The sequence below is a fragment of the Pseudomonas profundi genome (genome assembly GCF_008638305.1).
In the GTDB taxonomy this organism is placed as follows: Bacteria; Pseudomonadota; Gammaproteobacteria; order Pseudomonadales; family Pseudomonadaceae; genus Halopseudomonas; species Halopseudomonas profundi.
This window is the reverse complement of sequence record NZ_VTPZ01000008.1, coordinates 154,751-177,572: the sequence shown is the minus strand read 5'-3', so window position 1 is coordinate 177,572 and position 22,822 is coordinate 154,751. Positions and strand designations below refer to the sequence as shown.

Genomic DNA, 22,822 nt, shown 5'->3' with positions numbered 1-22,822 from the left:
CTGTTGTGAGTAATATCAGCCGAAGACTGTGACGGTCTGGCGGCTTATGGCGACCAGCTCGCCGCGTTCGTTCCAGGCTTTGGCTGCGGTGTGCCCGTAACCATCGCGGGCGCGCTCGATTTCGGCCCGGTACAGCAGGTATTCGGTATTACCGACCTGCGGTTGTGGCTGCATGAATTCGATGGTCCAGGTCAGCGTACTCGCCGGCGCGCGTTGCGCCAGATGCGGCAGCACGGCAGGCGGCCAGACATCCATCAGCCCCAGAATATGTCCTTCGTGGATATCACCTTCGTCCTGACTGAAGCCCATCCAGCCGCCCATCTCGCGCTTGCGGCTGTTGGTGAACGGCAGATCACCGAAGAGCCAGCGCACCGAGAAGTGCTGGATGAAGTCGGGACTGATTCCCTTGACGAAAGGCAGTTCCTTGCAATGCTGCGGAGCACTTACCTGCGGCGGGTCTTCGGCGGCGACGTCAACTACCGACTCACGGGACGCGCCGAAGCTGCCCTGAATGATGCACATTGTCTGCCCATTCTGCACGGCCTTGCCAAGCATCTGCGTCACCGCCTTGCCTTCGCGCAGCACCTCGCTTTCGACCTTCATCGGCTCTCCCGGCGCGACCGGGCCGACGAACGTGATGGCCAGCGAGCGAACCGGACGGCCACTTGCCTTGGCGCGCATGCCTTCGAAAACCAGCGCGGCGATCAAACCGCCGTAACCAGCCCTGCCCTGGGCCCAGCTGGCAGGAACAGTAACCTGATGGTCTGGAGATTCAGCCAGCGCAGCGAGCAAATCAGCGAAAGTCATGGTCGTCTCTCTTCATGAATGTTTTCAGCATGTTAGGTGATCCTGCCAGAGCAGCAAAGGCTCCCGTTCCATCATCGATTCGCGGAATGACGCCTTATCGCGCATCGTCTGTGATCAACCGCAAGCCGCATAACCAGCCGAGCGCCAGCCAGGCTGCGGGGAGTTCTGGCCAATCATTCTCACCCAGCCCATCCAGTGCAGATCCGGGTTCGCCCGCCCGTGCGAGCAATTGATCCTGCCACCAGCCCACATATTTACCGGAGCCAGGCGGGTAGCGCTCAAGCATGACCGTACGCAGCCTGAGCGGTAACGATTCGAACAACAACACATCGATGGCCGGGTATATCTTCTGCTCATTTTCCAGATAGGCAGACTCGGCGGCAGGTTGCAGATCCAGCTGCCGGGCAAGCACGACAAGCTGCGCGGCATATTCGCGATGACTGTGCAACGGATCGAGCCGCACCCGCCAATCCAGTTGTAGCCGCTCAATCGCCTCTATCAGCGTATTGGCCCCGGCACTCGGCGCATCAAGCAGACTGGCCAGCCAGCGGCGCTGATGGAGCGGCAAGGCTTGCACCAGCAACCCGAGCTCGGCACTGCTGGAGCCTGGCCGTGGCTTCCAGCTGGACACCTCCGCATCAGGGATTGCCATCATGCGAGCGCAACGAGCGGTCCAGTCGGCCGGCATCAGCTGGTTCTGAAGCGCTTCCCAACGCTTGATCAGCGTTTGTCGACGCTTCGCCAGCCAGCGCTCCATCAACCAGCGCTGCCGTGATTTATGGGGTTTGTTCATCCTTGACCTTGCCTAACCGTTCCCGAATTCCATTGATAATGCCGCGGTTGTCTTCGGCCAGCATCTGACGGTCTGGCAGTGGCACCGCCCGGCACAGATCCAGGGTAAAGTGACCCAGCCTGGCGCTATACAAGCCGACACCGATCCCCTGTCCGATACGGGCAGCCAGTTTTTCCATGATCCCCGACAACAAGCTGTCGCTCAGCGCGCCGATGGCCATCTCGGTACCACCGGCCAGCGCAATATTACGCAGCACATGCCGCGCCAGTCGCCAACGTCCAAGCTGGCCCATCGGCAATCCGAAACACACAGCTACGCGCTGCATCATGCGCAAGTTCCGCCAGACGACCAGAAGCAGATCCACCGCCACCCAGGGGCTGGTCGCCACCAGCATGCCGGTGCCGATGGCGCCGCGGCGCACCATCTGCCGCGCTTGCATGTCCAGTGGCTGGTAAAACAACAGATTCAAGCGCCTGCTCACCTCGTCGGCGCCGTGAGAGCCATCGAGGTCGGCGCAGGCGATGCGCATGCGCGACGCCAGGGGTGTATTGGCGTAGAGCTGCTGCAGGCGATCCAGCCAGTCCACAGCCAGCCGCTCCCGGGGATCCGCCAGCGCGGCCTGCATTTCCAGACGCAACTGCTCGAGTTCAGTGAGCCGTCCGCGCTGCCGGCGCAGATCGCGCCAAGCCATTACACCCGTGCCAGCAATACCGACACCCAGGGCGCCGAGCAGACCGCCAGCCACGGGATGCCATTGCCAGGCAGCCAGTGTCCAGGTAGACCATTCGTAGACGGCGCCACCGAGTGCGACACCCACTGCTGCGCGCCATAAACGACGCGGCCAGGGGCTCAAAGGTGGTGCGTTGATTGCGCCAGGCAGAGGTAATTCTTCCGCGATTTCCTGCTCACGCGGCGTCATGCTGGCTTCGCCAATAATGCGGGTCCGTGTGAGCTCAGCCTCGGTGGCAGGCTGCTCCCAGGATTCCAGAATCCGGGTCTTCTCGCGCCGCATTTCGTCTTGATTCATACCTGGCTCCCGTCGACCAACCAGCCGATCAGATCATCCATGCGGTAATGGGGAAAGGGCTCGTTGCGGTGTAGCCCAGGCGGTGGCCGCAGTTTGAGCAGCTCCGGTCCTTCAACCTGGAGATCCAACGGCAGATGTTCGGGAATGCTGCCGGGCTGATAGCGCACCCAGCCGGTTTTGCCGACGAGCCCGGCCACCAGCGCGTCGCCCTCCTGACGCGTCGAACGGATTGCTGCCAACGGAAAGCCCCGCACTTTCACCCCACCATGTCTGACTTCTGACAGGCTATCGGTGACCAGGTCTTCCAGGCATTGTTGTACAGCGCGCTGTTGCCCGGGTACCACCTGATCCACCTTGGTCGCGCAGACCGCCAGCTGGTTGATACGCGGCTTGAACAGCCGCTCGAAGAAGGTGTTGCGGCCATAGCGAAAACTTTCGAGCACTGATTCAAGGCCAGCTTTCAGGTCGCTCAGCGCGTGCTGGCCGGCATCCATCGGAGCCAGCATATCAACCAGCAGTATCTGCCGGTCCAGCCGGCTGAAGTGCTCGTCGTAGAACCCCTTGACGATGTAGTCGCGATAATAATTGAAGCGCGCCTCGCATTCGGCCCACCAGGTCCCCTTGCCGCCACTGCTGTGCTGATTGGCTGATAACAGCGGAACAAAGCGCAGCATCTCCGGTGCAACGCCACTGCCGGGCAATAGAAACCGGCCCGGCTGATTGCGCGCCAGTCCCGCCTCGCTGCGGCAACGTCGCAGGAACGCCGTCCACTCTTCGGTGAGCTTTGCCAATTGCTCGGGATCGTGCGGCTTGTCCGCGGGCAAGGCCATCAGCTCGTCCCGCAGGGGCCCGGCCAGACTGCGCCGCGGCTCGGTATCCAGCCAGCTGCGCATCTGCTCGCACCACTGGCCATAACTCAGGCGCAGCAACGGCAGATCAAGTAGCCATTCACCCGGATAATCCAGGATTTCCAGCCGCAGTGACCGCGGTCCTTGCAGCTTCTTGAGTAATCCTTGCGAGCGAAAGCGCAGATCGACCACGACACGGGACAGATCCCGGGTGGATTCCGGCCAGCTGGCCGGATCGAGGGACAGCGAGCGCAGCGCCTCGAGGTAGGGAAAGGGCTGCTCGACTGAATCACGCTGCCAGCGGACGGATTCCAGGCGGTCGAAGGGAGCACGCCTGGCCAGCAAGCCGCGCTGGTGGTTTTCCAGCTGATTGATCAGGCTGGTGATGAAGGTAGTTTTACCGGCAGCGCTGAGCCCGGTCACCCCGACCCGCAATCGCTGGGTAGTCAAACGTCCGGCCTGCTCCCGCGCTTGCTGTACCAGGCCGTTTTTTTTCCGTACTACCATGCACCTGCTCCAGTAATCATTTATGGTTAGGTTCTGCAGTTAAGTATTGCATAACGACTAAAAGGAATTGAGGTAGCACTAATGGCATATTCTGACACCCACAGCAAAACCATCGGTTACCTGCTGTGGATCTTCGGGTTCATGGGCGCTCACCGGTTCTACTATGGCAAGCCCTGGACCGGCACGCTGTGGTTTTTCACGCTGGGTCTGTTTTTCATCGGGTGGATCGTTGACCTGTTTCTGATTCCGTCCATGGACGATAAAGCCGATCGGCGCTTTCGCAGCGGCCCCGTCAATTTCAATCTCAGCTGGGTGCTGCTCACCTTCCTGGGTATTTTTGGCGCCCACCGTCTGTATCTGGGCAAATGGATCACCGCGATCATCTATTTCTTCACGGGTGGCCTGTTCCTGCTTGGCGTTTTGTACGATTACTGGACGCTGAACGAGCAGATTTCCGAGAAAAATATCCAGCGCTCGTGGTAATGCGGGCCGTGGAGACTGCGCGAATCAGGTAAACTGGCAGCCTTTTTTCAGCCGGTCAGACTCATGCTTACGCGTCTTTACCAACTCATTGAGCACAGCAGCACCCGCAATGCGGGTGCGCCCGCGCTTGTATGGCGCGATCAGGTTCTCGACTACGCACAGCTGCGGGACGACGTCGAGGCCTTCGCCGGCAGCCTGCAGGCTTTGGGCATACAGCGTAACGATCGGATTGCAGTCTACCTACCAAAACAACCTGAAACCGTGATTGCGCTTTTTGGCAGTAATCGCGCAGACGCGGTGTTTGTTCCGGTCAACCCGCAGCTCAAAGCCACCCAGGTTGGCCACATTCTGCAAGACGCAGGCGCTCGCTGGCTGGTTACAAGCGCCCAGCGGGCGGGCCAGCTGAAAGACACTATCGCTCACTGCAGTGATCTGAGCGGTGTCATTCTGGTCGACAAGGCTGCCGATTTGCCGGTTCGAACCATTGTCTGGGCAGATCTGCCGACTGCGGCTCCGCAGCCGAGCAAGGCGATCGACAGCGATATGGCCGCGTTGCTCTACACCTCCGGCAGTACCGGTCAGCCCAAGGGCGTCATGCTCAGCCAGCGCAATATGCTGGTGGGCGCACAGAGCGTTGCCGAGTACCTCGAAAATACCGCCGAAGACCGTCTACTGGCGGTACTTCCGTTATCCTTTGATTACGGTTTGTCGCAACTCACCACTGCCTTTCTGCGTGGCGCCAGTGTGATATTGCTGGACTATCTGCTACCGCGTGATGTCATCAAGGCCGTGGCACGCTATCAAGTCACCGGCCTGGCCGGTGTACCGCCACTCTGGCAACAGCTGGCCGAGCTGGAATGGCCGGATGAAGCCCGGTGCCTGCGTTATTTCACCAACTCCGGCGGCCGCCTGCCCGCAGCGACCTTGCAGACCCTGCGCGCTGCACAGCCGCAGGCGTTGCCCTACCTCATGTACGGCCTGACCGAAGCCTTCAGGTCAACCTGGCTGCCACCACACCGGATTGATGAAAAACCCGGTTCCATCGGCATCGCCATTCCCAATGCCGACGTGCTCGTGGTGCGAGAAGACGGCAGCCTGTGTGATGCCGGCGAGGAAGGTGAGCTCGTCCACCGCGGAGCGCTGGTCGGCATGGGTTACTGGAATGACCCAGCCCGTACCGCCGAGCGTTTCCGGCCCGCGCCCTGTCAGCCACATCAACAGCCGATCCCGGAGCTCTCGGTATGGTCAGGCGATCGGGTGTTTCGCGATGTTGAAGGTTTCATGTTCTTCGTCGGCCGCCGCGACGAGCAGATCAAATGTTCCGGCTATCGGATCAGCCCCGACGAGATTGAACAGACACTGCTTGAAAGCGGCCTGGTAGATGAAGCGGTTATTACCGCGGCGGAGCATCCCAGCCTCGGTCAGGCGGCCATCGCTGTGCTGCGTGGCAACCGGGACAACGAAGCGCAACTGCAGACCTGGCTGAAATCCCGCTTGCCCAACTATATGCAGCCCCAGGCGTGGATCTGGTGCGAGACCATTCCGCGCAATGCCAATGGCAAGTACGATCGAAGCCTGCTGCGTCAACGCTACGCGCGACAGTTCAATCACGCCTGAGCGCTGCTCAACAGGCCCCGATGACTCAAGGTAATGCCATGAAACCGGAAGATCTGCAGCTACTCCTGACCCGTGAGATGCCCTTCGGCAAATACAAGGGCCGGCTCATTGCGGATCTGCCTGGCCATTATCTGAACTGGTTTGCCCGGGAAGGCTTCCCCTCCGGAGAAATCGGCCGGTTGTTGGAGCTGATGCAGGAAATCGACCACAACGGCCTGTCGTACCTGCTTGATCCGCTGCGTAGCGATGTTCGCCGCGCCAGACCTTGACCTTCGCATCAGGACAGATATGACCACTCACGCCGCTTTCGACAACCTGCCCGTCCAGTCCAATCAGCTACTGATAAACGGCCAGACACTGCAGCAACTGACCCTGCGTGCCGGCCAGACGCCCTTCTATGCCTATGATCGCGCCATGATCCGGCGCCGGGTGGCTGAGTTGCGCAGCGCGCTGCCCGATTGTATTGAGCTGCATTATGCAATCAAGGCCAACCCGATGCCGGCAGTCGTGCAACTCATGGCCAGCGAGGTAGACGGCCTGGATGTCGCATCCATCGGCGAGTTGCGCACGGCACTTGATACCACCATGGATCCGCAGGAAATCAGCTTTGCCGGCCCGGCCAAGGGCGACCATGAGCTGGCTGCGGCGATCGCCAGCGGTATCATGTTGAACGTGGAATCCGCCGGGGAGCTGACGCGCATCCGGCGGATCGCCGGGGAATTCGGCCTGCAGCCGCGCATCGCCCTGCGCGTGAATCCCGACTTCGAGCTCAAGTCTTCCGGCATGAAGATGGGCGGGGGTGCAAAACCCTTCGGTATCGACGCCGAGCAGATGCCCGCTCTGCTAGATACCTTGCGTGACGGCCCGCTGCAGCTCTGCGGCCTGCATATATTCAGCGGCTCACAGAATTTGCGTCAGGCGGCGATTGAAGAAGCCCAGCTACAGACCTTTGCCCTGGCCAAGCGCCTCAGCGACGCCTGGGGCAAGCCGTTCGAGCTGATCAACCTGGGCGGCGGGCTGGGTATTCCGTACTTTCCGGGTGAACAGGCGCTTGACCTACCGGCGGTGGGCAAGCATCTACAAAGCCTGATCGATGGTAATACCCACTGGCTTGGCCAAACCCGGCTGGTCATGGAGTTGGGCCGCTATCTGGTTGGCGAAGCGGGCTATTACGTATGCCGCGTGATCGAGCGCAAGGAAAGCCGCGGCCAGACGTACCTGATGTGCGATGGCGGGCTGCATCATCATCTGGCCAACTCGGGGAATTTCGGTCAGGTACTGCGCAAGAACTATCCCGTGCTCATTGGTAACAAGGCCGGGTTGCCCTCCACCGAGACAGTGACGGCCCAGGGCCCGCTGTGCACACCTCTGGATATCCTTGCCGACAAGGTCAGCCTGCCCGAAGCTGCGCCGGGCGACTGGCTGGTGGTGTTGCAATCGGGCGCCTATGGCGCCAGTGCCAGCCCGGCATCCTTTCTCGGACACCCGACTGTGGTGGAGTTGCTGGTCTGAGGTAACGGGGCCTTGTTACCAGCAGTGCCGGCTAGATCGGATCGTTGCGGTACAGCAGCTCATCGGGCAGATGAACCAGATAGTCTTCAGGCTCAGGCGGCATCTGCAAGTGATAGCCCTGGGCTTTCAGGTTATCCATCACCTTGAGCACGTCTTCACGCGCGAGTTTGCGCTGCTCGGTCAGGACCAGATCCATGGCGTGTTCCGGCACGCCGAAAACGACCGACAAATGTCCGGGCAGCTCTTCCAGATCGGTTTCCTTCGGTACGTATAGATACATCCCCGGCTTGCGCTTGCTACGGTAAATCGACACTTCAATTTGCATACTCAACCTGCGTTAGCCACGTCCAGTAATTCGGCGCCCATCAGTTCGCGCCGCCAACCATTCAATTCGTCGGGCAGGCTGTAAGGGCCCGCCGGATAACCTGTACGCACGATGGCTTCCAGTACTTTTTTGCGCAGCATCAATTCAGGCGCGATATTCAGTTTGACTGCATGTCGCTGTCCAATCTTACGCAGCGACTTCAACAGGCGATTGGCATCCGGCGGCAGCGGCTCGGGCAAAGGCTGTGGCCACTCGGATGGAGGTATCGCCTGGCCCTGACGGACCAACTCGAGCACCATTTCACCATCATGTCGGACCGAACGAGGATGCATATCCTCGATTCTGGAAAGTGTCTGGAGCGAGTCGGGCTGGCGTTGTGCAATCGGAACCATCGCCGATTCGCGCAGGATACGGTTACGCGCCTGATCCCGCTGCCGCGCTTCACGCTCCCGCCATGCCGCGAGCAGTTTGAGTATGGCCAGTTCATCGGGCTTCAGACGCCAGGCCTGCTTGATGCCCCGATATGCCTGGTCAGGGTCCTGCAAGACCCCTACATGACTGCCCTGCTCCGCCGTATCGCTGAGCAACCAGGAGGTAAGACCCGCTGCATCGATACGCGGCGCCATGAGTTCATAGATCTGCGCGAGGTGCAGCGCATCGTCTGCGGCGTACTGCAGCTGCGTCGGGCTCAGGGGCCGCTGCAGCCAGTCCGATCGCGTTTCGTCCTTGGCCAGCTCGATATCGAGCAAGGCTTTTACCAGCCGGGAATAGCCCATGGAAAAGTCCATGCCGAGATAGGCAGCCGCGAGCTGGGTATCAAATAACGGTTGTGGGACCACGCCACACAGATGATGAAAGACTTCCAGATCTTCGCTGCAGGAATGGAACACCTTGATCACCCCGGGAGCGCCCAGCAGCTCGACCAGGGGAGCCCACTCGGTGATAGCCAGCGGGTCGATCAGATAAGCATGCTGTCCATCGCCGATCTGGATCAAACCAGCAATCGGGTAGAAGGTCTCGGTGCGTACAAACTCGGTGTCTACCGCCACATAGGGTAACTTGAGCCATCGCTCACACCACTCTGCGAGCACTTCATTACGATCAATAAACAATGTTTTCGCCTGGGTCACTTCCATCATGTTTTCCTCGTTTCGCGGCGAGCCCCGACGAAACGTCAACAGCCCCAAACCAGCCGCAAGTATACCCGATCCGCTTCTGGCCGCACTGCACTCTAGGGTCTGTTGCCGTTTCATTGCGGCCGCGACGGAAGCCCGTTTCNCCGTTTCATTGCGGCCGCGACGGAAGCCCGTTTCGTGCAGAACAAGGCGCGAGGAGTGAAGTTTGGTTGTTCCAAATGAGCGACGAGTAACGCAGGGCTGCGCTAAACGAGCCCCGTCCCTACGGGTGGGGCCGCCTAGGTTGCGTGGCAAATGACGCCACGCGGCGTTGCGGGACTTGGCAAGGGAACAACCATTACCTGCGTCCCGCGCCTTGCGGATCGCCGCCCGGCCTTGCTCCATTTGACACAGCAACGCGGCTCGCGATGAAACGGCAACAGACCCTAGACCGGTAAAAGTTTTGCTTTTGCTATCAAGAATATGCCTCACCGACCGATACCAAGACATAACACTCGGGAAATGGATTAGGCATGGTTTCTTTCAAGCATGTACCGCTGAAATACAAGTTCTGGGCAGTGAACGGCGTTTCGTTCGTCAGCCTGCTGCTACTGGTATTGGTCGCTCTGTACGCTGAGCAAAATGCTTTGCATGGCGAGCGCAAGGCACTGGCCGCTTCGTTGATCCATAGTCTGCCTGAAAATCAGCACGTACCCGGTCTGAGCTGGATCAATCCCGCAGCGATACGCAGCCAAATGAAAGCCGGCGCTGGCACTTCGGACGTATGGATCCCGCAAGAGAACCTGAAGCAAACCGCTACTGGCGACCTGTTTGGTCTGTGGACGGCGCAGGTCGATGGGCAGCAGCGCGCGCTGGGCGTACAACGCCAGCATTATATGGCGTTGTTGCTTTCCCGAATTACTACCTACGCCCCGGCAGTCTTTTTGCTGATGCTCGGCGTTCTGGTCGTCTCCCAGGTGCTGATCCTGTTCATTACGCGCCATATTATTGCCGTGCGTGACGTCATGTTATCCGTGCAGGAAACAGGTGATCTGCGGTTGCGTGCCCGAGCTGACACACGTGATGAGGTCGGATCCATCGCCAGAGCCTTTAACGCCATGCAAAGTGCCCAACAGGAAGTAGTAGGCTCGGTTCGCCAGGCGGCCGAACAGCTAGACCGCAGAGCCAGCGAACTGGCCGGGCTGATGGTACGGGTGCGCGATGGGATGACGGCACAACAAGGCGAGACCGACATGGTCGCCGCTGCGGTCAACGAAATGGGCGCTACGGTACAGGATATTGCCGGCAATACTGCGCGAACCAGCGAACGCTCCAACCGTACCGATGGCCTGGCGCGGGAAGGCCGCGATCAGGTCGTTCGGGTCAGCCAGACGATTACCGGTCTGGCAACCAGCATTGAACGCTGCACCAAACATATGCAAAACCTCGAAGGCCACAGCCAGGAAATCAGCGGTGTGGTCAGGGTTATCGGCGAGATTGCTGAACAAACCAACCTGCTTGCTCTGAACGCTGCCATTGAGGCTGCCCGCGCGGGTGAGTCCGGGCGTGGTTTTGCGGTCGTTGCTGATGAGGTCAGAGCGCTGGCTCAGCGCGTACAGACATCCACCAACGAAATCCAGCGAATGATCGAGGGGTTGCAGCGCGGCACAGGTGATGCAGTCCGGGACATGCAGGACAGTGCGCGGTTAACCCATGAGTCGGTCGAGCAGGTAGAACAAGCGGGCGTCTCGTTGGGGGAGATTACCGCAGCGGTCACCGCCATTCGCGACGGCAACTCGGAGATCGCATCAGCTGTCGAGCAACAGAGCCAGGCGGCTGAAGCCATTACCCAGAGCGTTATCCAGATACGTGACGTAACGGAACAAACCGTCGATCAGACTCGCCAGAGTGCCACCACCAGCGAACAATTGGCGGCCCTGGCTCATCAGCTGACGGATTCGGTAAGTAGACTAAAAACCTGAGAGTCGGATTGAGCGCCATTGCCATGCGAGTTGCAATGACGCCAATCGAGTTACGGAAGGGTTAACGCTTACTGCAGAGCAATACGGGCACGGTTTTTTTCGACGGTAGCCGCACCAATACCCGATACTTCGGACAGGGACTCGACGGAAGCAAAACTACCATTGGCTTCGCGGTAGGCAACAATGGCATCCGCCTTGGCAACACCGACACCCTGCAGGGTTTCGGCGATTTCCGCGGCGCTGGCGTTATTGATGTTGACCGAGATAACCGATGCCGGGGCCGCGGATGTCTCGGCAACAACCGGGAGCGCGAACCAGGACGACAGGACAAACAGAACAGCAAGATATATGGCTTTCATAGGTTTCTTCCTTGATTTGAGTTAAGCCGCACTGCCCGCGAATACCACTACGCGGGTCGACTATCCCTGCGGCTTCACAAACGTAGAACAACCCAACCCCATTAAGCAAAACGGATCACATGGTTTGTGATCCGTTAGCCATAGCTGCCCCTACTACTGTGCGCTACCTCTAGATTGCAGACAGACCCCGCTGCAGATCCGCGCGGAGATCTTCTACGTCCTCCAGTCCTACCGCCAAACGGATCAGGCCTTCGTTGATACCGGCTGCCAAGCGCACGTCGGGCGCCAGGCGACCGTGGGTAGTGCTGGCCGGATGGGTGATGGTCGTTTTGCTGTCACCCAGATTCGCAGTGATGGAAAGCATCCGTGTGGCATCGATAAAACGCCACGCAGCATCGCGACCGCCCTCAAGCTCAAAGCTCACCACTGCACCGAAACCGCTTTGCTGAGACTTGGCCAGTTCATGCTGCGGATGAGAGACGAGCCCAGCGTAATACACCCGCTGGATAGCCGGTTGCTGCTCCAGCCACTCGGCAAGAATCTGGGCGTTTGCACAATGCTCTCTCATGCGCAAACGAAGCGTCTCGAGTCCCTTGAGAAATACCCAGGCATTGAAGGGGCTAAGGGTCGGGCCGGCAGTGCGCAGGAACCCGACGATTTCCTTCATCTGCTCACTGCGTCCGGCGACCACGCCGCCGAGACAGCGGCCCTGGCCATCGATGTATTTGGTTGCTGAGTGCACAACGATATGCGCACCAAGCTCAAGTGGCTTCTGCAAGGCCGGCGTGCAGAAACAATTATCGACAACCAGCCAAGCGCCCTGCTCGTCTGCCACCGCAGACAGGCCGCGGATATCCACCAGCTCTGCCAGCGGATTGGACGGAGACTCGACGAAGAACATTCTGGTATTCGGTTTACACGCAGCCTGCCAGCCATCCAGATCGGCAAGTCCAACGTAGTCAATCTCAATCCCGAAGCGCTTGAAGTACTTGTCAAACAGGCTGACGGTTGCCCCGAAAACACTACGCGACACCAGGATATGGTCACCGGCTGAACAAAGGCTCATGACAGTGGCCAGAATCGCAGCCATGCCCGATGCGGTAGCAACCGCCTGTTCTGCACCTTCCAGCGCGGCGATGCGCTCCTCGAAGGTGCGCACGGTCGGGTTCATGTACCGTGAATAGACATTACCCGGCGCATCACCGGCAAAGCAGGCCGCGGCATCCGCGGCGCTGCGAAACACATAGCTCGAAGTGAGGAACAACGCTTCGCCGTGCTCCGCCTCAGGTCCGCGGCGCTGCCCGGCCCGTACCGCCAGTGTGTCAAAGCCGGCGTCGCCCAGATCACTGTTGAGCCGGCCTGGCTCCCATTCAGTTGTCATGTCAGTCTCAACCATTGTGCTTGTGCAGATCGATCATTTCATTGTGAATCTCGCCACCAGCCATGGCAGCGTCGTTACGCGCCTGCTCGATCTTGCCGAGATAGGCTTCGTTCACGTCGCCGGTGACATATTCACCGTCAAACACCGAACAGTCGAACCGACCGAGTTTCGGGTTGCCTTCGCGTACCGCATCGACCAGATCTTCGAGGTCCTGATATACCAGCCAATCGGCCCCGATCAATTCGCAGACTTCTTCTGTCGTACGGTCATGCGCGATCAGTTCATGCACGCTCGGCATATCAATGCCGTATACATTCGGGAAGCGAACCGCGGGTGCTGCCGAACAGAAATACACGTTCTTGGCGCCGGCTTCCCGGGCCATCTGGATAATCTGTTTGCAGGTCGTGCCGCGCACGATGGAATCGTCTACCAGCATCACGTTCTTGCCGCGGAATTCCAGCTCAATGGCATTCAGCTTCTGGCGCACGGACTTCTTCCGGGCCGCCTGGCCCGGCATGATGAAGGTGCGGCCGATGTAGCGATTCTTGACAAAACCTTCACGAAACTTGACGCCCAGATGGTTAGCCAGCTCGACGGCGGACGTGCGGCTGGTGTCGGGGATCGGAATGACTACATCGATCCCATGGTCAGGCCGTTCGCGCTGAATTTTTTCGGCGAGCTTCTCACCCATACGCAGGCGCGCCTTGTACACCAGAATACCGTCAATCATCGAGTCAGGTCGGGCCAGATACACGTGCTCGAAAATGCATGGCGAATACTGCGCGTTATCTGCGCACTGACGCGTGAACAGCTCACCCTGCTCGGTGATATACACCGCTTCGCCGGGCGCCAGGTCGCGAATCAGCTCAAAACCCAGCACATCAAGCGATACACTTTCCGAGGCGATCATGTACTCCGTGCCGCTCTCGGTGTCACGCTTGCCGAATACGATGGGGCGAATCGCATTGGGATCACGGAAACCGACGATTCCATAGCCGGTGACCATGGCGATAGCGGCGTAGCCACCCCGGCAACGGGTATGTACGGCACGCACAGCATTGAAGATATCTTCCTCACCCGGCTGCAATTTACCTGCCCGAGCGAGCTCGTGAGCGAACACGTTGAGCAGCACTTCCGAGTCGGAGTTGGTATTGACATGACGCAGATCAGACTCGTAGATCTCGCGCGACAGCTGCTCGACGTTGGTCAGGTTGCCGTTATGCGCAAGGGTGATGCCATACGGGGAGTTGACATAGAACGGCTGGGCCTCAGCAGAGCTGGAGGACCCGGCTGTGGGATAGCGAACATGGCCAATACCCATGTTGCCAATCAGACGCTGCATATGGCGCTGATGGAAGACGTCGCGCACCAGGCCGTTGTCCTTGCGCAGGAACAGCCGGCCCCTGTCGCTGGTTACGATGCCGGCGGCGTCCTGGCCGCGATGCTGCAGGACGGTCAGGGCGTCATAGAGCGCCTGATTGACGTTCGATCTGCCCACTATGCCAACAATGCCACACATACCTGAACCCTTTCGTTAACGTTGAAACGCGCTCGCCGAGGAAGGCGGAAATCAGCGACCTATCAAACCCAGGATGAAATCCTTGGACCAGTCGGCCACCAGCAAAAAATGGGGAATGAGTTGCGATTGACGCCACCACTCATCAGCCTCTACCGGGGCCAGGCTCAACAATCCAGCAGCCACGACCACCAGCAAGACGCCTCGCGCGGCGCCAAAGACCATCCCGAGGAAGCGATCAGTACCCGACAGACCGGTCGCCACAACCAGCTGACCGATCAGGTAATTGAGCAATCCACCCAGAATCAATGTGAGAACGAAGAGAATACCGCAGGCCACGATGACACGCAGCGATGGCGTTTCAATATAGCCGGTGAGCAGGTCGGCAAAGGCCCCGCCGAACATCCAGGCTACCAGGCCAGCGATCACCCAGGTCAGCAAGGACAGGGCTTCCTTGACGAAGCCACGAGTCAGGCTGATTAGAGCCGATACGACAATGGTCCCGATTATTACCCAATCTACCCAGGTGAATGTCACTATTCGGCGCCCTGCTGCGAAAAGTGCGTCATTCTATCAGAGCGCCGTATCGGATCGAAACATCATTGCGAGCGATTGTCGGAGTCGTATGCGACGACCATTCCCTTGCTGCCATGTCGGCGTGCCAACTCGTCGCGCAGACGGTTCGCACCCTCACGATCGATTACCGGCCCGACGAATACACGGGTGAGCGACTGACCGTCGACACTGGAAGACCGGGTATAGGCGTTGTAGCCCTGGGTCAACAGCGTTTCGCGCAAACCCTCTGCGTTGGAGGTGCTGGAGAAGCTTCCCAGCTGCACTACCCAGTCGCCGGTCGGAGCGGACGCTGCTTGCGTCGGCTGAGACGGCGCCGGCTCGGCAGGCGCAGGCGGGATTGCGTCAGCGGGTTGTGGCGTCGGCGCTACTGCAACCGCCGGTTCAGGTGGTTCAGGCGGCTCAGAAGGCTCGGGCAAAGGGATAGGTTCGGGATCGGGTAAGGGTGTGGGCGGCAAGTCAGGGACCTGTTCGGGCTGCGGTAATTCCACTGGCGCAGCCACGTCAATCTCGCGCTCGTCCATCTGGGGCGCAGGAGGGGCATCGATCTCCACCGTGACCGTCTCGTCCTGTCCGGACAACAGCATGGGCAGGAACACCACGGCAGCTACGATAAGTACCAGTGCACCGATTATGCGCTGCTTAAGGCCTTGATCCATCGGTCAGCTCCTGAGTGTGTTCGGAAAGCCAGAGTATGGCGTCTGCCACGCAAAAAAACGATCCGAAAATCACTATTTCGGTTGTCGCCGGCGTGTTATCCAGCGCATCGCGCAACGCGTCTGCGACGGACTGGAAAAGCTCGGCTCGCTCGCCTCTGGCGATCAGATGTTCTGCGAGTTCTTCAGCGGACCGGCTGCGCGGGCTTGGCAGAGGCGTGACCGCCCAGGACTCGAACAGCCCGCTCAATGGCTCCACCACACCGGGGAGATCCTTATCCGAAAGCAGGCCGAAAATGGCATGACGGGTAACCGGACGTTGCTGCAGTGACGCGCCCAGAAACGCGGCCGCGTGAGGGTTATGCCCGACGTCGAGACACACCCTGCGCGGCTGACCGAGCCAGCTCACCGTGCGCCACTCCACGCGCCCGGGCACGTAGGCGTCGCGCAGGGCCTGAGCTGACAGGGTGTCCGACAGTTCCAGACCTGCAGCCCAGAATGCCTGTATCGCCACCGCCAGGTTGTCACGGGGAAGGCGCACCGCCGGAAGATCGGTCAGCGTGCGCGACTGGCTCTTACAATCTAGGCCATACAGCGACCAGCGCCCATCTGTCGTGTGCGACCAGTCAAATTGCGAGCCGCGCTGCAGCAAGTTCGCATTCAGCCGGTTCACTTCGCCGATGAAGCTTGCAGGAAGGTCGATTTCCCCACATACCACGGGGCGACCCTGGCGAAGAATGCCAGCTTTCTCATAGCCCACCAGTTCGCGCGTGTCGCCAAGATATTCCTGATGATCCAGACCGATGCTGGTGACCACAGCGACATTCGCATCGACCACATTGACCGCATCCAGCCGGCCGCCGAGGCCTACTTCAAGCACGACGGCATCCAGCTCTGCATCCTTGAACAACCACAGCGCAGCAAGCGTACCGAACTCGAAATAGGTAAGCGAAACCTCACCCCGGGCCTGTTCCACAGCCTCGAAGGCCAGACAGAGCTGGTCGTCAGTGGCCAGCTGGCCGGCGATGCTGATGCGCTCGTTATAGCGGACAAGATGCGGGGAGGTGTAGCAGCCGGCACGCATGCCGGCCTGGTGCAGAAGCGATGCAAGCGCGGCACAGCTGCTGCCCTTGCCGTTGGTGCCGGTCACGGTGAAAACCAGCGAGGCCGGCCGCAGCACGTCCAGCTGGCTGGCGACACGATTGACCCGCGCAAGCCCCATATCGATTTCCTTGGGATGCAGCCCTTCCAGACGGGTCAACCATTCGGTGAGACTGCGCGGCGTCATCAGACCTCGTCGGCCTCGTCTTCAGTTGTCTCGGTCAGCTCGGTTCCGGGCTGAAGCGCCACGCCGGTCATCATCGACAGAATGCTGGCCACACGGTCACGCATCTCCAGGCGCGAGACGATCATGTCCAGCGCACCATGCTCAAGCAGGAACTCACTGCGCTGGAAGCCGGCCGGCAGCTTCTCACGAACGGTCTGCTCAATTACTCGCGGACCGGCAAAACCGATCAACGCGTTGGGTTCGGACATATTCAGATCGCCAAGCATCGCCAGGCTCGCCGACACGCCGCCATACACCGGATCGGTCATCACGGAGATGAACGGGATACCCTCTTCCTTGAGCCGGGCCAGCGCGGCGCTGGTCTTGGCCATCTGCATCAGGGAGAACAAGGCTTCCTGCATCCGCGCACCGCCAGAGGCCGGGAAGCACACATAAGGGATGCGCTCACGCAGGGCAATCTCAGCGCCCCGGACGAAACGCGCACCTACTACGCTGCCCATGGAGCCGCCCATGAAACTGAATTCGAAGGCGCTGGCGACGATCGGCATGCCCTTCAGCTTGCCTTGCATCACTATCAGAGCGTCCTTCTCGCCGGTTTCCTTCTGCGCGGCGGTCAGGCGATCCTTGTATTTCTTGCTGTCGCGGAACTTCAGCTTATCGACTGGCTCCAGTTCAGCGGCCACTTCAGTGCGGTCTTCCTTATCCAGGAAAATGTCCAGCCTGCGGCGGGCATTGATGCGCAAGTGATGTTGGCACTTGGGGCACACGTCCAGATTCTTTTCCAGCTCCGGTCGATACAACACTGCATCACAGGAGGGACATTTACGCCATAGGCCTTCTGGTACGCTGCTCTTCTGAGCCTCAGAGCGTACGATGGAAGGAATCAGTTTATCCACCAGCCAGTTGCTCATTGCCAATCCTTATTCAATTTATCTGCTGTTCGAGTTGAACTGCTCACTGATCCATCGCCTGTCGCATGTCTCTGATGGTCGCGGCGATCGCTTCGCGGGCCTGTTCCGGCTGGCTGGCGTAGGTCGCAATCTTGTTGACCAACACCGAACCAACCACCACGCCGTCTGCGACCTTGCCCACCGCCGCAGCGGACTCACCGTCGCGTATGCCAAACCCAACGCCAATAGGCAAATCGGTCACAGTGCGCAGCGCTTCGAGTTTGCTTGCCACATCGGTGACGTCCAGAGCACTGGATCCGGTCACACCTTTCAGTGAAACATAATAGACATAACCACTGGCCTGCTCGCAGATTCGGCGGGCACGGTCCAGGGTTGTCGTCGGCGACATCAGGAAGATACAGTCCAGATCATGCTGCTTGAAAAAGCCAATCACTTCATCGGCTTCCTCAGGGGGCAGGTCGACTGTCAATACGCCGTCCACTCCGGCGTCAGCTGCCTCCCGGGCGAAGGTTTCATAGCCCATGCGCTCAACCGGGTTCAAATACCCCATCAGTACTACAGGTGTCGTCTGGTCCTGTTCGCGGAACGCGCGAACCATATCCAGCACCTGGCGCAGGCTCACATGGTGCAACAGGGCGCGCTCCATCGCCTGCTGGATCACCGGACCGTCAGCCATCGGGTCGGAAAAAGGGATGCCCAGCTCGATGATATTAGCGCCCGCCTCGACCAGTGCATGCATCAGCGGCAGCGTCATGGACGGATCGGGATCACCTGCGGTGACGTAGGGAATCAGGGCTTTGCGGCCTTCACTGCGCAGGTTTTCAAAACATTGTTGAATTCGGCTCATTTCAGACTCTTCTAGATGCTTATTCCGTCGATGCCTGCAACGGTGTGAATGTCCTTGTCGCCGCGCCCGGACAGGTTGATGACGATTCGTTGATCCTGGCGCATGGTAGCGGCGAGTTTCATTCCGTACGCCACCGCGTGACTGGATTCCAACGCCGGCATGATGCCTTCGATCCGCGTCAGCTCGCGGAACGCGGTCAAGGCTTCGTCATCGGTGATATTCACGTAATTGACCCGGCCGATATCCTTGAGCCAGCTGTGTTCCGGCCCGACGCCAGGATAATCAAGCCCTGCAGAGACGGAATGGGTCTCGATGATCTGGCCGGCGTCATCCTCCATCAGGTAGGTGCGATTGCCATGCAAGACACCCGGGCGGCCAGCACACAGAGGCGCTGCGTGTTGCCCTGTCTCTATACCGCGCCCGCCAGCCTCGACACCGTACATCTGCACGGCAGAATCTTCTAGGAACGGATGAAACAGGCCGATCGCATTGGAGCCACCGCCTACACAGGCGACCAGCGCATCAGGCAACACGCCGGTCTGATCCAGGCATTGCTGGCGGGCTTCGCGGCCGATAACGCATTGAAAATCCCGAACCAGCTTGGGATAAGGATGCGGACCGGCGACGGTACCGATGATGTAGAAAGTGTCATCCACGTTGGTGACCCAGTCCCTCATCGCCTCGTTCATTGCGTCCTTGAGGGTTCTTGATCCTGATGTCACCGGAATGACTTCAGCGCCGAGCAACTTCATACGGTAAACGTTCAATGATTGCCGCTGAACGTCCTCGGCACCCATGTATACCTGACATTTCAAGCCTAGCCGGGCAGCCACTGTCGCGGTCGCAACCCCGTGCTGGCCCGCGCCGGTTTCGGCAATGACCCGTGGCTTGCCCATGTGCTTGGCGAGCAGCGCCTGGCCGATAGTATTGTTTACCTTGTGTGCGCCAGTGTGGTTGAGATCTTCACGTTTGAGATAGATCTGTGCGCCTCCAACCTTTGCGGTGAGACGCTCAGCCAGATAGAGCGGCGACGGACGACCAACGTAATGTGCGAGGTCTCGATCAAATTCGGCCTGAAAGTCGGCATCGGCGGATAAACGGTTGTACAGCGACTCGAGCTCTTCGAGCGCATCCATCAAGGTCTCGGAAACAAAGCGTCCGCCGTAGGGACCAAAATGCCCCCGGTTATCCGGAACAGCTGAAAAATCGATCGGGTTAGAGTCAGACACGCTTGGCCTCTCTGATAAAAGCATTGATTTTGTCGATATCTTTTTTGCCCTTCGAAAGCTCTACACCGCCGCTCACATCAACGGCCCAGGGGTGAGCCTGAGTGATCGCCTGCTGCACATTGGCGGTATCGAGTCCGCCGGCCAGCACCAGCGACCATTTGCGCTCAGCGGGGATCATGGTCCAGTCAAACACCTCACCCGTGCCGCCAGGGACGCCGGGGCGATAACTATCGAGCAGGATGCCGCAGGCGCCCGGCCATTGTGCGGCTGCCGCGTTGACATCCTGTCCGGGCCTGACGCGGATGGCTTTCAAGTAGGGAATTCCGAACTGTCGGCAGAAGTCGTCCGGTTCATCGCCATGAAACTGCAACATATCCAGGCGAACCTGGGCCAACACCTCGCGGAGCTGTTCGGCAGTCGCGTCAACAAACAGTCCCACGGTGGAAATGAAAGGCGGTAGCGCCTGCTGAATGATGCGGGCTTGTTCGATACTGACGGCACGCGGGCTGGCTGCATAAAACACCAGGCCAATGGCATCGGCACCGGCGGCGGCCGCAGCCAGCGCGTCCTCCACCCGGGTGATGCCACAGATTTTTACTCGTACCATTCGCTATGCCCGTTTGAAATCGAGGGCTGACGATAGTAGCAGATCATCCGGAGAGCGTCAGTCGTCCAGCGAATTCAGCGCAGACAGAAAATGTGGCCCCATATAACGATGAGGAAGCTGGAACCGCTCAGGGTAGGTAACATCAACCAGATACAGACCGAACGGCGGCGCGGTCAACCCTCCTTCCCGCCTGTCTCGACTTTTCAGCACCTCTGCGGCCCACTCTACCGGCCGCTCGCCACAACCAATTTCCATCAATACGCCAGCAATGTTGCGCACCATGTGATGCAGAAAGGCGTTCGCCCGAACGTCCAGCACAATGAACTGGCCGAAGCGAACCAGGCGCAAATGATGGATCGTCTTGACCGGCGATTTAGCCTGGCAGGCAACCGCGCGGTAAGCGGAGAAATCATGCTCCCCGACCAGTAGCGCACCGGCCTGCTGCATCCGTTCGATATCCAGCGTCCTGTAATTCCACGTCACCTCATGAGCGAGGTGCGCCGGCCGCACCGGGTCGTTGTAGATAACATAACGGTAGCGCCGGGCCTTTGCGGAAAACCGGGCGTGAAAGTCCTGCTCTACCGGCTGCGCCCACGCCAGGCTGATATCCGCGGGCAGGTTGGCGTTCGCGCCATGGAACCAGTTGGCCATGGAACGCCTTGCATCGCTGTCAAAGTGGATGATCTGACTGGACGCGTGGACGCCTGCATCCGTCCGCCCTGCACACACCGTGCTCACAGGATGATTTGCCACTCTGGAAAGCGCCTTTTCGACCGCTTCCTGAACGCTGCGGACGCCACTTTGCTGGCGTTGCCAGCCACGATAGGCCGTGCCGCGATATTCGATACAGGCGGCTACCCTTGAAACAACAACGGCCGCCTCAGGGGCGGCCGCTTCGAAGGTTTGTGAAACCATTTGTCAGGCCAGTTGCTCCATCATTTCACGCGCATCCTGCTGCTGTTGATCGTTCCCTTCTTCAATCACTTCAGCAAGGATATCACGCGCACCTTCCTCGTCACCCATATCAACGTAGGCACGGGCAAGGTCCAACTTGGTTGCGCACTCATCGGTGCCGGACAGGAAGTCAAACTCATCTTCCATGCTTTCACTCATCGCCTGATCGGTGGGCATATTTCCAGTGAAAGGGTCCAGTGCATCAGGCAACGAAGATAGCTTCCCGGCGTCGGCTTCAGATTCCGCTGCCTCAGTTTCCGCTTCGATCGACGCGTTGAGCTCGGATTCAAAGTCCGCCAGATCGGCATCAGAAAAACCGAAGTCACCCGTTGTCTGTTCGGTTTCCGCTGTCTCGCCGGTGCCGGTAGCAGCAGCATCAGCTTCAAGCGGATCGATAACATCCAACTCGGTCAGCGCGTCATTCCCATTGCGTGGAGGCAATACCAGATCAGCGTCATCGAAATCATCAGCGTACGCGGAGGACGCCGTTTCAGAGTCAAGCTCATCATCCAGATCAAGGTCGAATCCTGAAGCAGTTGCTTCGTCAGTCGGCTCAGGCTTGGCCAGCTCTTCGGCAAGCGAGTCGTCCAGATCGAAATCCAGATCGAACGCATCGTTCTCATCTTGCTTGTCTTCGAAGAGACTGTCTTTCGGCTGGGCAGGCTCGTCGAGATCGCCGAAGTCAAAGTTGCGGGCGTCCTCTTCGAAGAGGGAGTCGCTCGTGTCGTCAGTACCACCCGGGGCCGTATCGAGATCAAGGTCGAATTCATTTTCGTCCAGATCACTGATCACCATCGAGGCCCCGACCAGACCTGCAGCCATGGCCGGGAACCGTGCGTTCATTTCCGCCAGCTGCGCATCCGCCCCGCCCAGATGCTCGACCGCTTCAGCCTGCTCTGCATAGCCCTGAGGGTGGTCCTGAAGCGCCTCGACCTCCATCAGCTTGAGCCGCAGATCGGTACGTCCAGGCTCATCATCGATTGCAGAGCGCAGGGTTTCAGCCGCCTCAGCCAGTTTCCCATAGGCAACCAGTGCGTCAGCTTCGGTAATCACATCCCGATTCAGACGCTGGTCATCTTCCGGTTCGTCAAAGTTAGCCAGAGCAACATTGAAATCCTCACCGTCATGCGTACCGATATCGTTGTCCGAGTCTACCGATGAACCGAGGAAATCATTCGACAACTCCTGCTCGCGACGAGCGTTACGGCGCGAAATCGACATCAGGATCAGCAGTAATATGAACAGCGCCGCGGCGCCTGCTATCAACATCAGGGTCTGGTTTTGCAGGAAGCGCTGAAGCATTCCCTCGATGCCGCCAGCTTGTGTTGCACTGACTTCGGCTGGCTCTGCGGACTCGGTCGGTGCCGCTGCAACTTCCGGTCGCGCGGAAGACGTTGCTTCCACAGGCTCGCTTACGCTCGGCGCCTCTGCGACAGCAACGGGCTCAACGGGCGCATCGGCGGCCGATACTGCCTCGTTATCCAA

At 59.4% G+C, this 22,822-nt stretch carries 22 protein-coding genes and 2 pseudogenes; 6 read left to right on the top strand and 18 right to left on the bottom strand.

Annotation, left to right across the window (positions count from 1 at the left end; translation table 11 throughout):
- Positions 1 to 15: 15 nt before the first annotated feature.
- The 4 genes from FZE95_RS12570 to FZE95_RS12555 form a co-directional block, all read right to left on the bottom strand.
- Positions 16 to 807, bottom strand: coding sequence for an acyl-CoA thioesterase (locus FZE95_RS12570; RefSeq protein ID WP_150301214.1), 792 nt, complete (start codon positions 805 to 807; stop codon positions 16 to 18).
- 94 nt (positions 808 to 901) lie between these two features.
- A complete protein-coding gene (locus FZE95_RS12565; RefSeq protein ID WP_150301213.1) occupies positions 902 to 1,600 on the bottom strand; it encodes a hypothetical protein in 699 nt (232 codons plus the stop codon).
- A complete protein-coding gene (locus FZE95_RS12560) occupies positions 1,584 to 2,627 on the bottom strand; it encodes a TIGR01620 family protein (RefSeq protein WP_150301212.1) in 1,044 nt (347 codons plus the stop codon). The genes FZE95_RS12565 and FZE95_RS12560 overlap by 17 nt, the downstream gene beginning before the upstream one ends.
- Positions 2,624 to 3,982, bottom strand: coding sequence for a YcjX family protein (locus FZE95_RS12555; protein ID WP_150301211.1), 1,359 nt, complete (start codon positions 3,980 to 3,982; stop codon positions 2,624 to 2,626). The genes FZE95_RS12560 and FZE95_RS12555 overlap by 4 nt, the downstream gene beginning before the upstream one ends.
- Before the next feature lie 81 nt (positions 3,983 to 4,063).
- Here FZE95_RS12555 and FZE95_RS12550 point away from each other — a divergent pair, with 81 nt between their 5' ends.
- From FZE95_RS12550 to FZE95_RS12535, 4 genes are all read left to right on the top strand, one after another.
- Positions 4,064 to 4,465: an NINE protein gene (locus tag FZE95_RS12550; protein WP_150301210.1), complete on the top strand. Its 402-nt coding sequence runs from the start codon at positions 4,064 to 4,066 to the stop codon at positions 4,463 to 4,465.
- A gap of 63 nt (positions 4,466 to 4,528) precedes the next feature.
- Complete coding sequence (locus FZE95_RS12545; RefSeq protein ID WP_150301209.1) at positions 4,529 to 6,082, top strand: acyl-CoA ligase (AMP-forming), exosortase A system-associated; 1,554 nt, start codon at positions 4,529 to 4,531, stop codon at positions 6,080 to 6,082.
- A gap of 38 nt (positions 6,083 to 6,120) precedes the next feature.
- Positions 6,121 to 6,351 (top strand): DUF3820 family protein, encoded by a 231-nt coding sequence (locus FZE95_RS12540; protein ID WP_150301208.1) that lies wholly within the window; start codon positions 6,121 to 6,123, stop codon positions 6,349 to 6,351.
- A gap of 19 nt (positions 6,352 to 6,370) precedes the next feature.
- Positions 6,371 to 7,594: a pyridoxal-dependent decarboxylase, exosortase A system-associated gene (locus FZE95_RS12535; RefSeq protein WP_150301207.1), complete on the top strand. Its 1,224-nt coding sequence runs from the start codon at positions 6,371 to 6,373 to the stop codon at positions 7,592 to 7,594.
- A gap of 31 nt (positions 7,595 to 7,625) precedes the next feature.
- On the opposite strand, the gene FZE95_RS12530 is transcribed toward FZE95_RS12535, so the two are convergent.
- Both FZE95_RS12530 and rnd read right to left on the bottom strand, forming a co-directional pair.
- Positions 7,626 to 7,919, bottom strand: a complete 294-nt coding sequence (locus tag FZE95_RS12530) for a YcgL domain-containing protein (protein ID WP_150301206.1) — start codon at positions 7,917 to 7,919, stop codon at positions 7,626 to 7,628.
- A 2-nt stretch (positions 7,920 to 7,921) separates the two neighbouring features.
- On the bottom strand, positions 7,922 to 9,058 hold the full coding sequence (gene rnd, locus FZE95_RS12525) for a ribonuclease D (protein WP_223825051.1): 1,137 nt from the start codon (positions 9,056 to 9,058) through the stop codon (positions 7,922 to 7,924).
- A 509-nt stretch (positions 9,059 to 9,567) separates the two neighbouring features.
- Here rnd and FZE95_RS20100 point away from each other — a divergent pair.
- Positions 9,568 to 10,152: pseudogene (locus FZE95_RS20100) on the top strand (HAMP domain-containing protein); the annotation flags it as partial.
- A complete protein-coding gene (locus tag FZE95_RS20200; protein WP_449619078.1) occupies positions 10,153 to 11,016 on the top strand; it encodes a methyl-accepting chemotaxis protein in 864 nt (287 codons plus the stop codon). It begins immediately after the preceding pseudogene.
- 68 nt (positions 11,017 to 11,084) lie between these two features.
- Here the strand turns inward: FZE95_RS20200 and FZE95_RS12510 are convergent, their stop codons facing one another.
- The 12 genes and pseudogenes from FZE95_RS12510 to FZE95_RS20195 form a co-directional block, all read right to left on the bottom strand.
- Positions 11,085 to 11,375, bottom strand: a complete 291-nt coding sequence (locus FZE95_RS12510; RefSeq protein WP_150301204.1) for a ComEA family DNA-binding protein — start codon at positions 11,373 to 11,375, stop codon at positions 11,085 to 11,087.
- 169 nt (positions 11,376 to 11,544) lie between these two features.
- Complete coding sequence (locus tag FZE95_RS12505; protein ID WP_150301203.1) at positions 11,545 to 12,756, bottom strand: O-succinylhomoserine sulfhydrylase; 1,212 nt, start codon at positions 12,754 to 12,756, stop codon at positions 11,545 to 11,547.
- A gap of 7 nt (positions 12,757 to 12,763) precedes the next feature.
- Positions 12,764 to 14,275: an amidophosphoribosyltransferase gene (gene purF, locus FZE95_RS12500; protein WP_150301202.1), complete on the bottom strand. Its 1,512-nt coding sequence runs from the start codon at positions 14,273 to 14,275 to the stop codon at positions 12,764 to 12,766.
- 51 nt (positions 14,276 to 14,326) lie between these two features.
- Entirely contained in the window at positions 14,327 to 14,809 is a 483-nt protein-coding gene (locus FZE95_RS12490; protein WP_150301201.1) for a CvpA family protein, read from the bottom strand.
- A gap of 62 nt (positions 14,810 to 14,871) precedes the next feature.
- Positions 14,872 to 15,504: an SPOR domain-containing protein gene (locus FZE95_RS12485; RefSeq protein WP_150301200.1), complete on the bottom strand. Its 633-nt coding sequence runs from the start codon at positions 15,502 to 15,504 to the stop codon at positions 14,872 to 14,874.
- A complete protein-coding gene (gene folC, locus FZE95_RS12480) occupies positions 15,488 to 16,789 on the bottom strand; it encodes a bifunctional tetrahydrofolate synthase/dihydrofolate synthase (RefSeq protein ID WP_150301199.1) in 1,302 nt (433 codons plus the stop codon). The genes FZE95_RS12485 and folC overlap by 17 nt, the downstream gene beginning before the upstream one ends.
- The gene (gene accD, locus FZE95_RS12475) at positions 16,789 to 17,700 is read right to left on the bottom strand and encodes an acetyl-CoA carboxylase, carboxyltransferase subunit beta (protein ID WP_150301198.1); all 912 of its coding nucleotides are present in this window, start codon (positions 17,698 to 17,700) and stop codon (positions 16,789 to 16,791) included. The genes folC and accD overlap by 1 nt, the downstream gene beginning before the upstream one ends.
- 43 nt (positions 17,701 to 17,743) lie before the next feature.
- Positions 17,744 to 18,547: a tryptophan synthase subunit alpha gene (gene trpA, locus FZE95_RS12470; RefSeq protein ID WP_150301197.1), complete on the bottom strand. Its 804-nt coding sequence runs from the start codon at positions 18,545 to 18,547 to the stop codon at positions 17,744 to 17,746.
- A gap of 11 nt (positions 18,548 to 18,558) precedes the next feature.
- Entirely contained in the window at positions 18,559 to 19,776 is a 1,218-nt protein-coding gene (gene trpB / locus FZE95_RS12465) for a tryptophan synthase subunit beta (RefSeq protein ID WP_256669827.1), read from the bottom strand.
- Positions 19,769 to 20,383: a phosphoribosylanthranilate isomerase gene (locus tag FZE95_RS12460; protein ID WP_150301195.1), complete on the bottom strand. Its 615-nt coding sequence runs from the start codon at positions 20,381 to 20,383 to the stop codon at positions 19,769 to 19,771. The genes trpB and FZE95_RS12460 overlap by 8 nt, the downstream gene beginning before the upstream one ends.
- Before the next feature lie 57 nt (positions 20,384 to 20,440).
- A complete protein-coding gene (gene truA, locus FZE95_RS12455; protein WP_150301194.1) occupies positions 20,441 to 21,298 on the bottom strand; it encodes a tRNA pseudouridine(38-40) synthase TruA in 858 nt (285 codons plus the stop codon).
- Between the two features lie 3 nt (positions 21,299 to 21,301).
- Positions 21,302 to 21,478 (bottom strand): annotated as a pseudogene (locus FZE95_RS20195) (FimV/HubP family polar landmark protein); the annotation flags it as partial.
- Positions 21,479 to 22,822 lie beyond the last annotated feature (1,344 nt).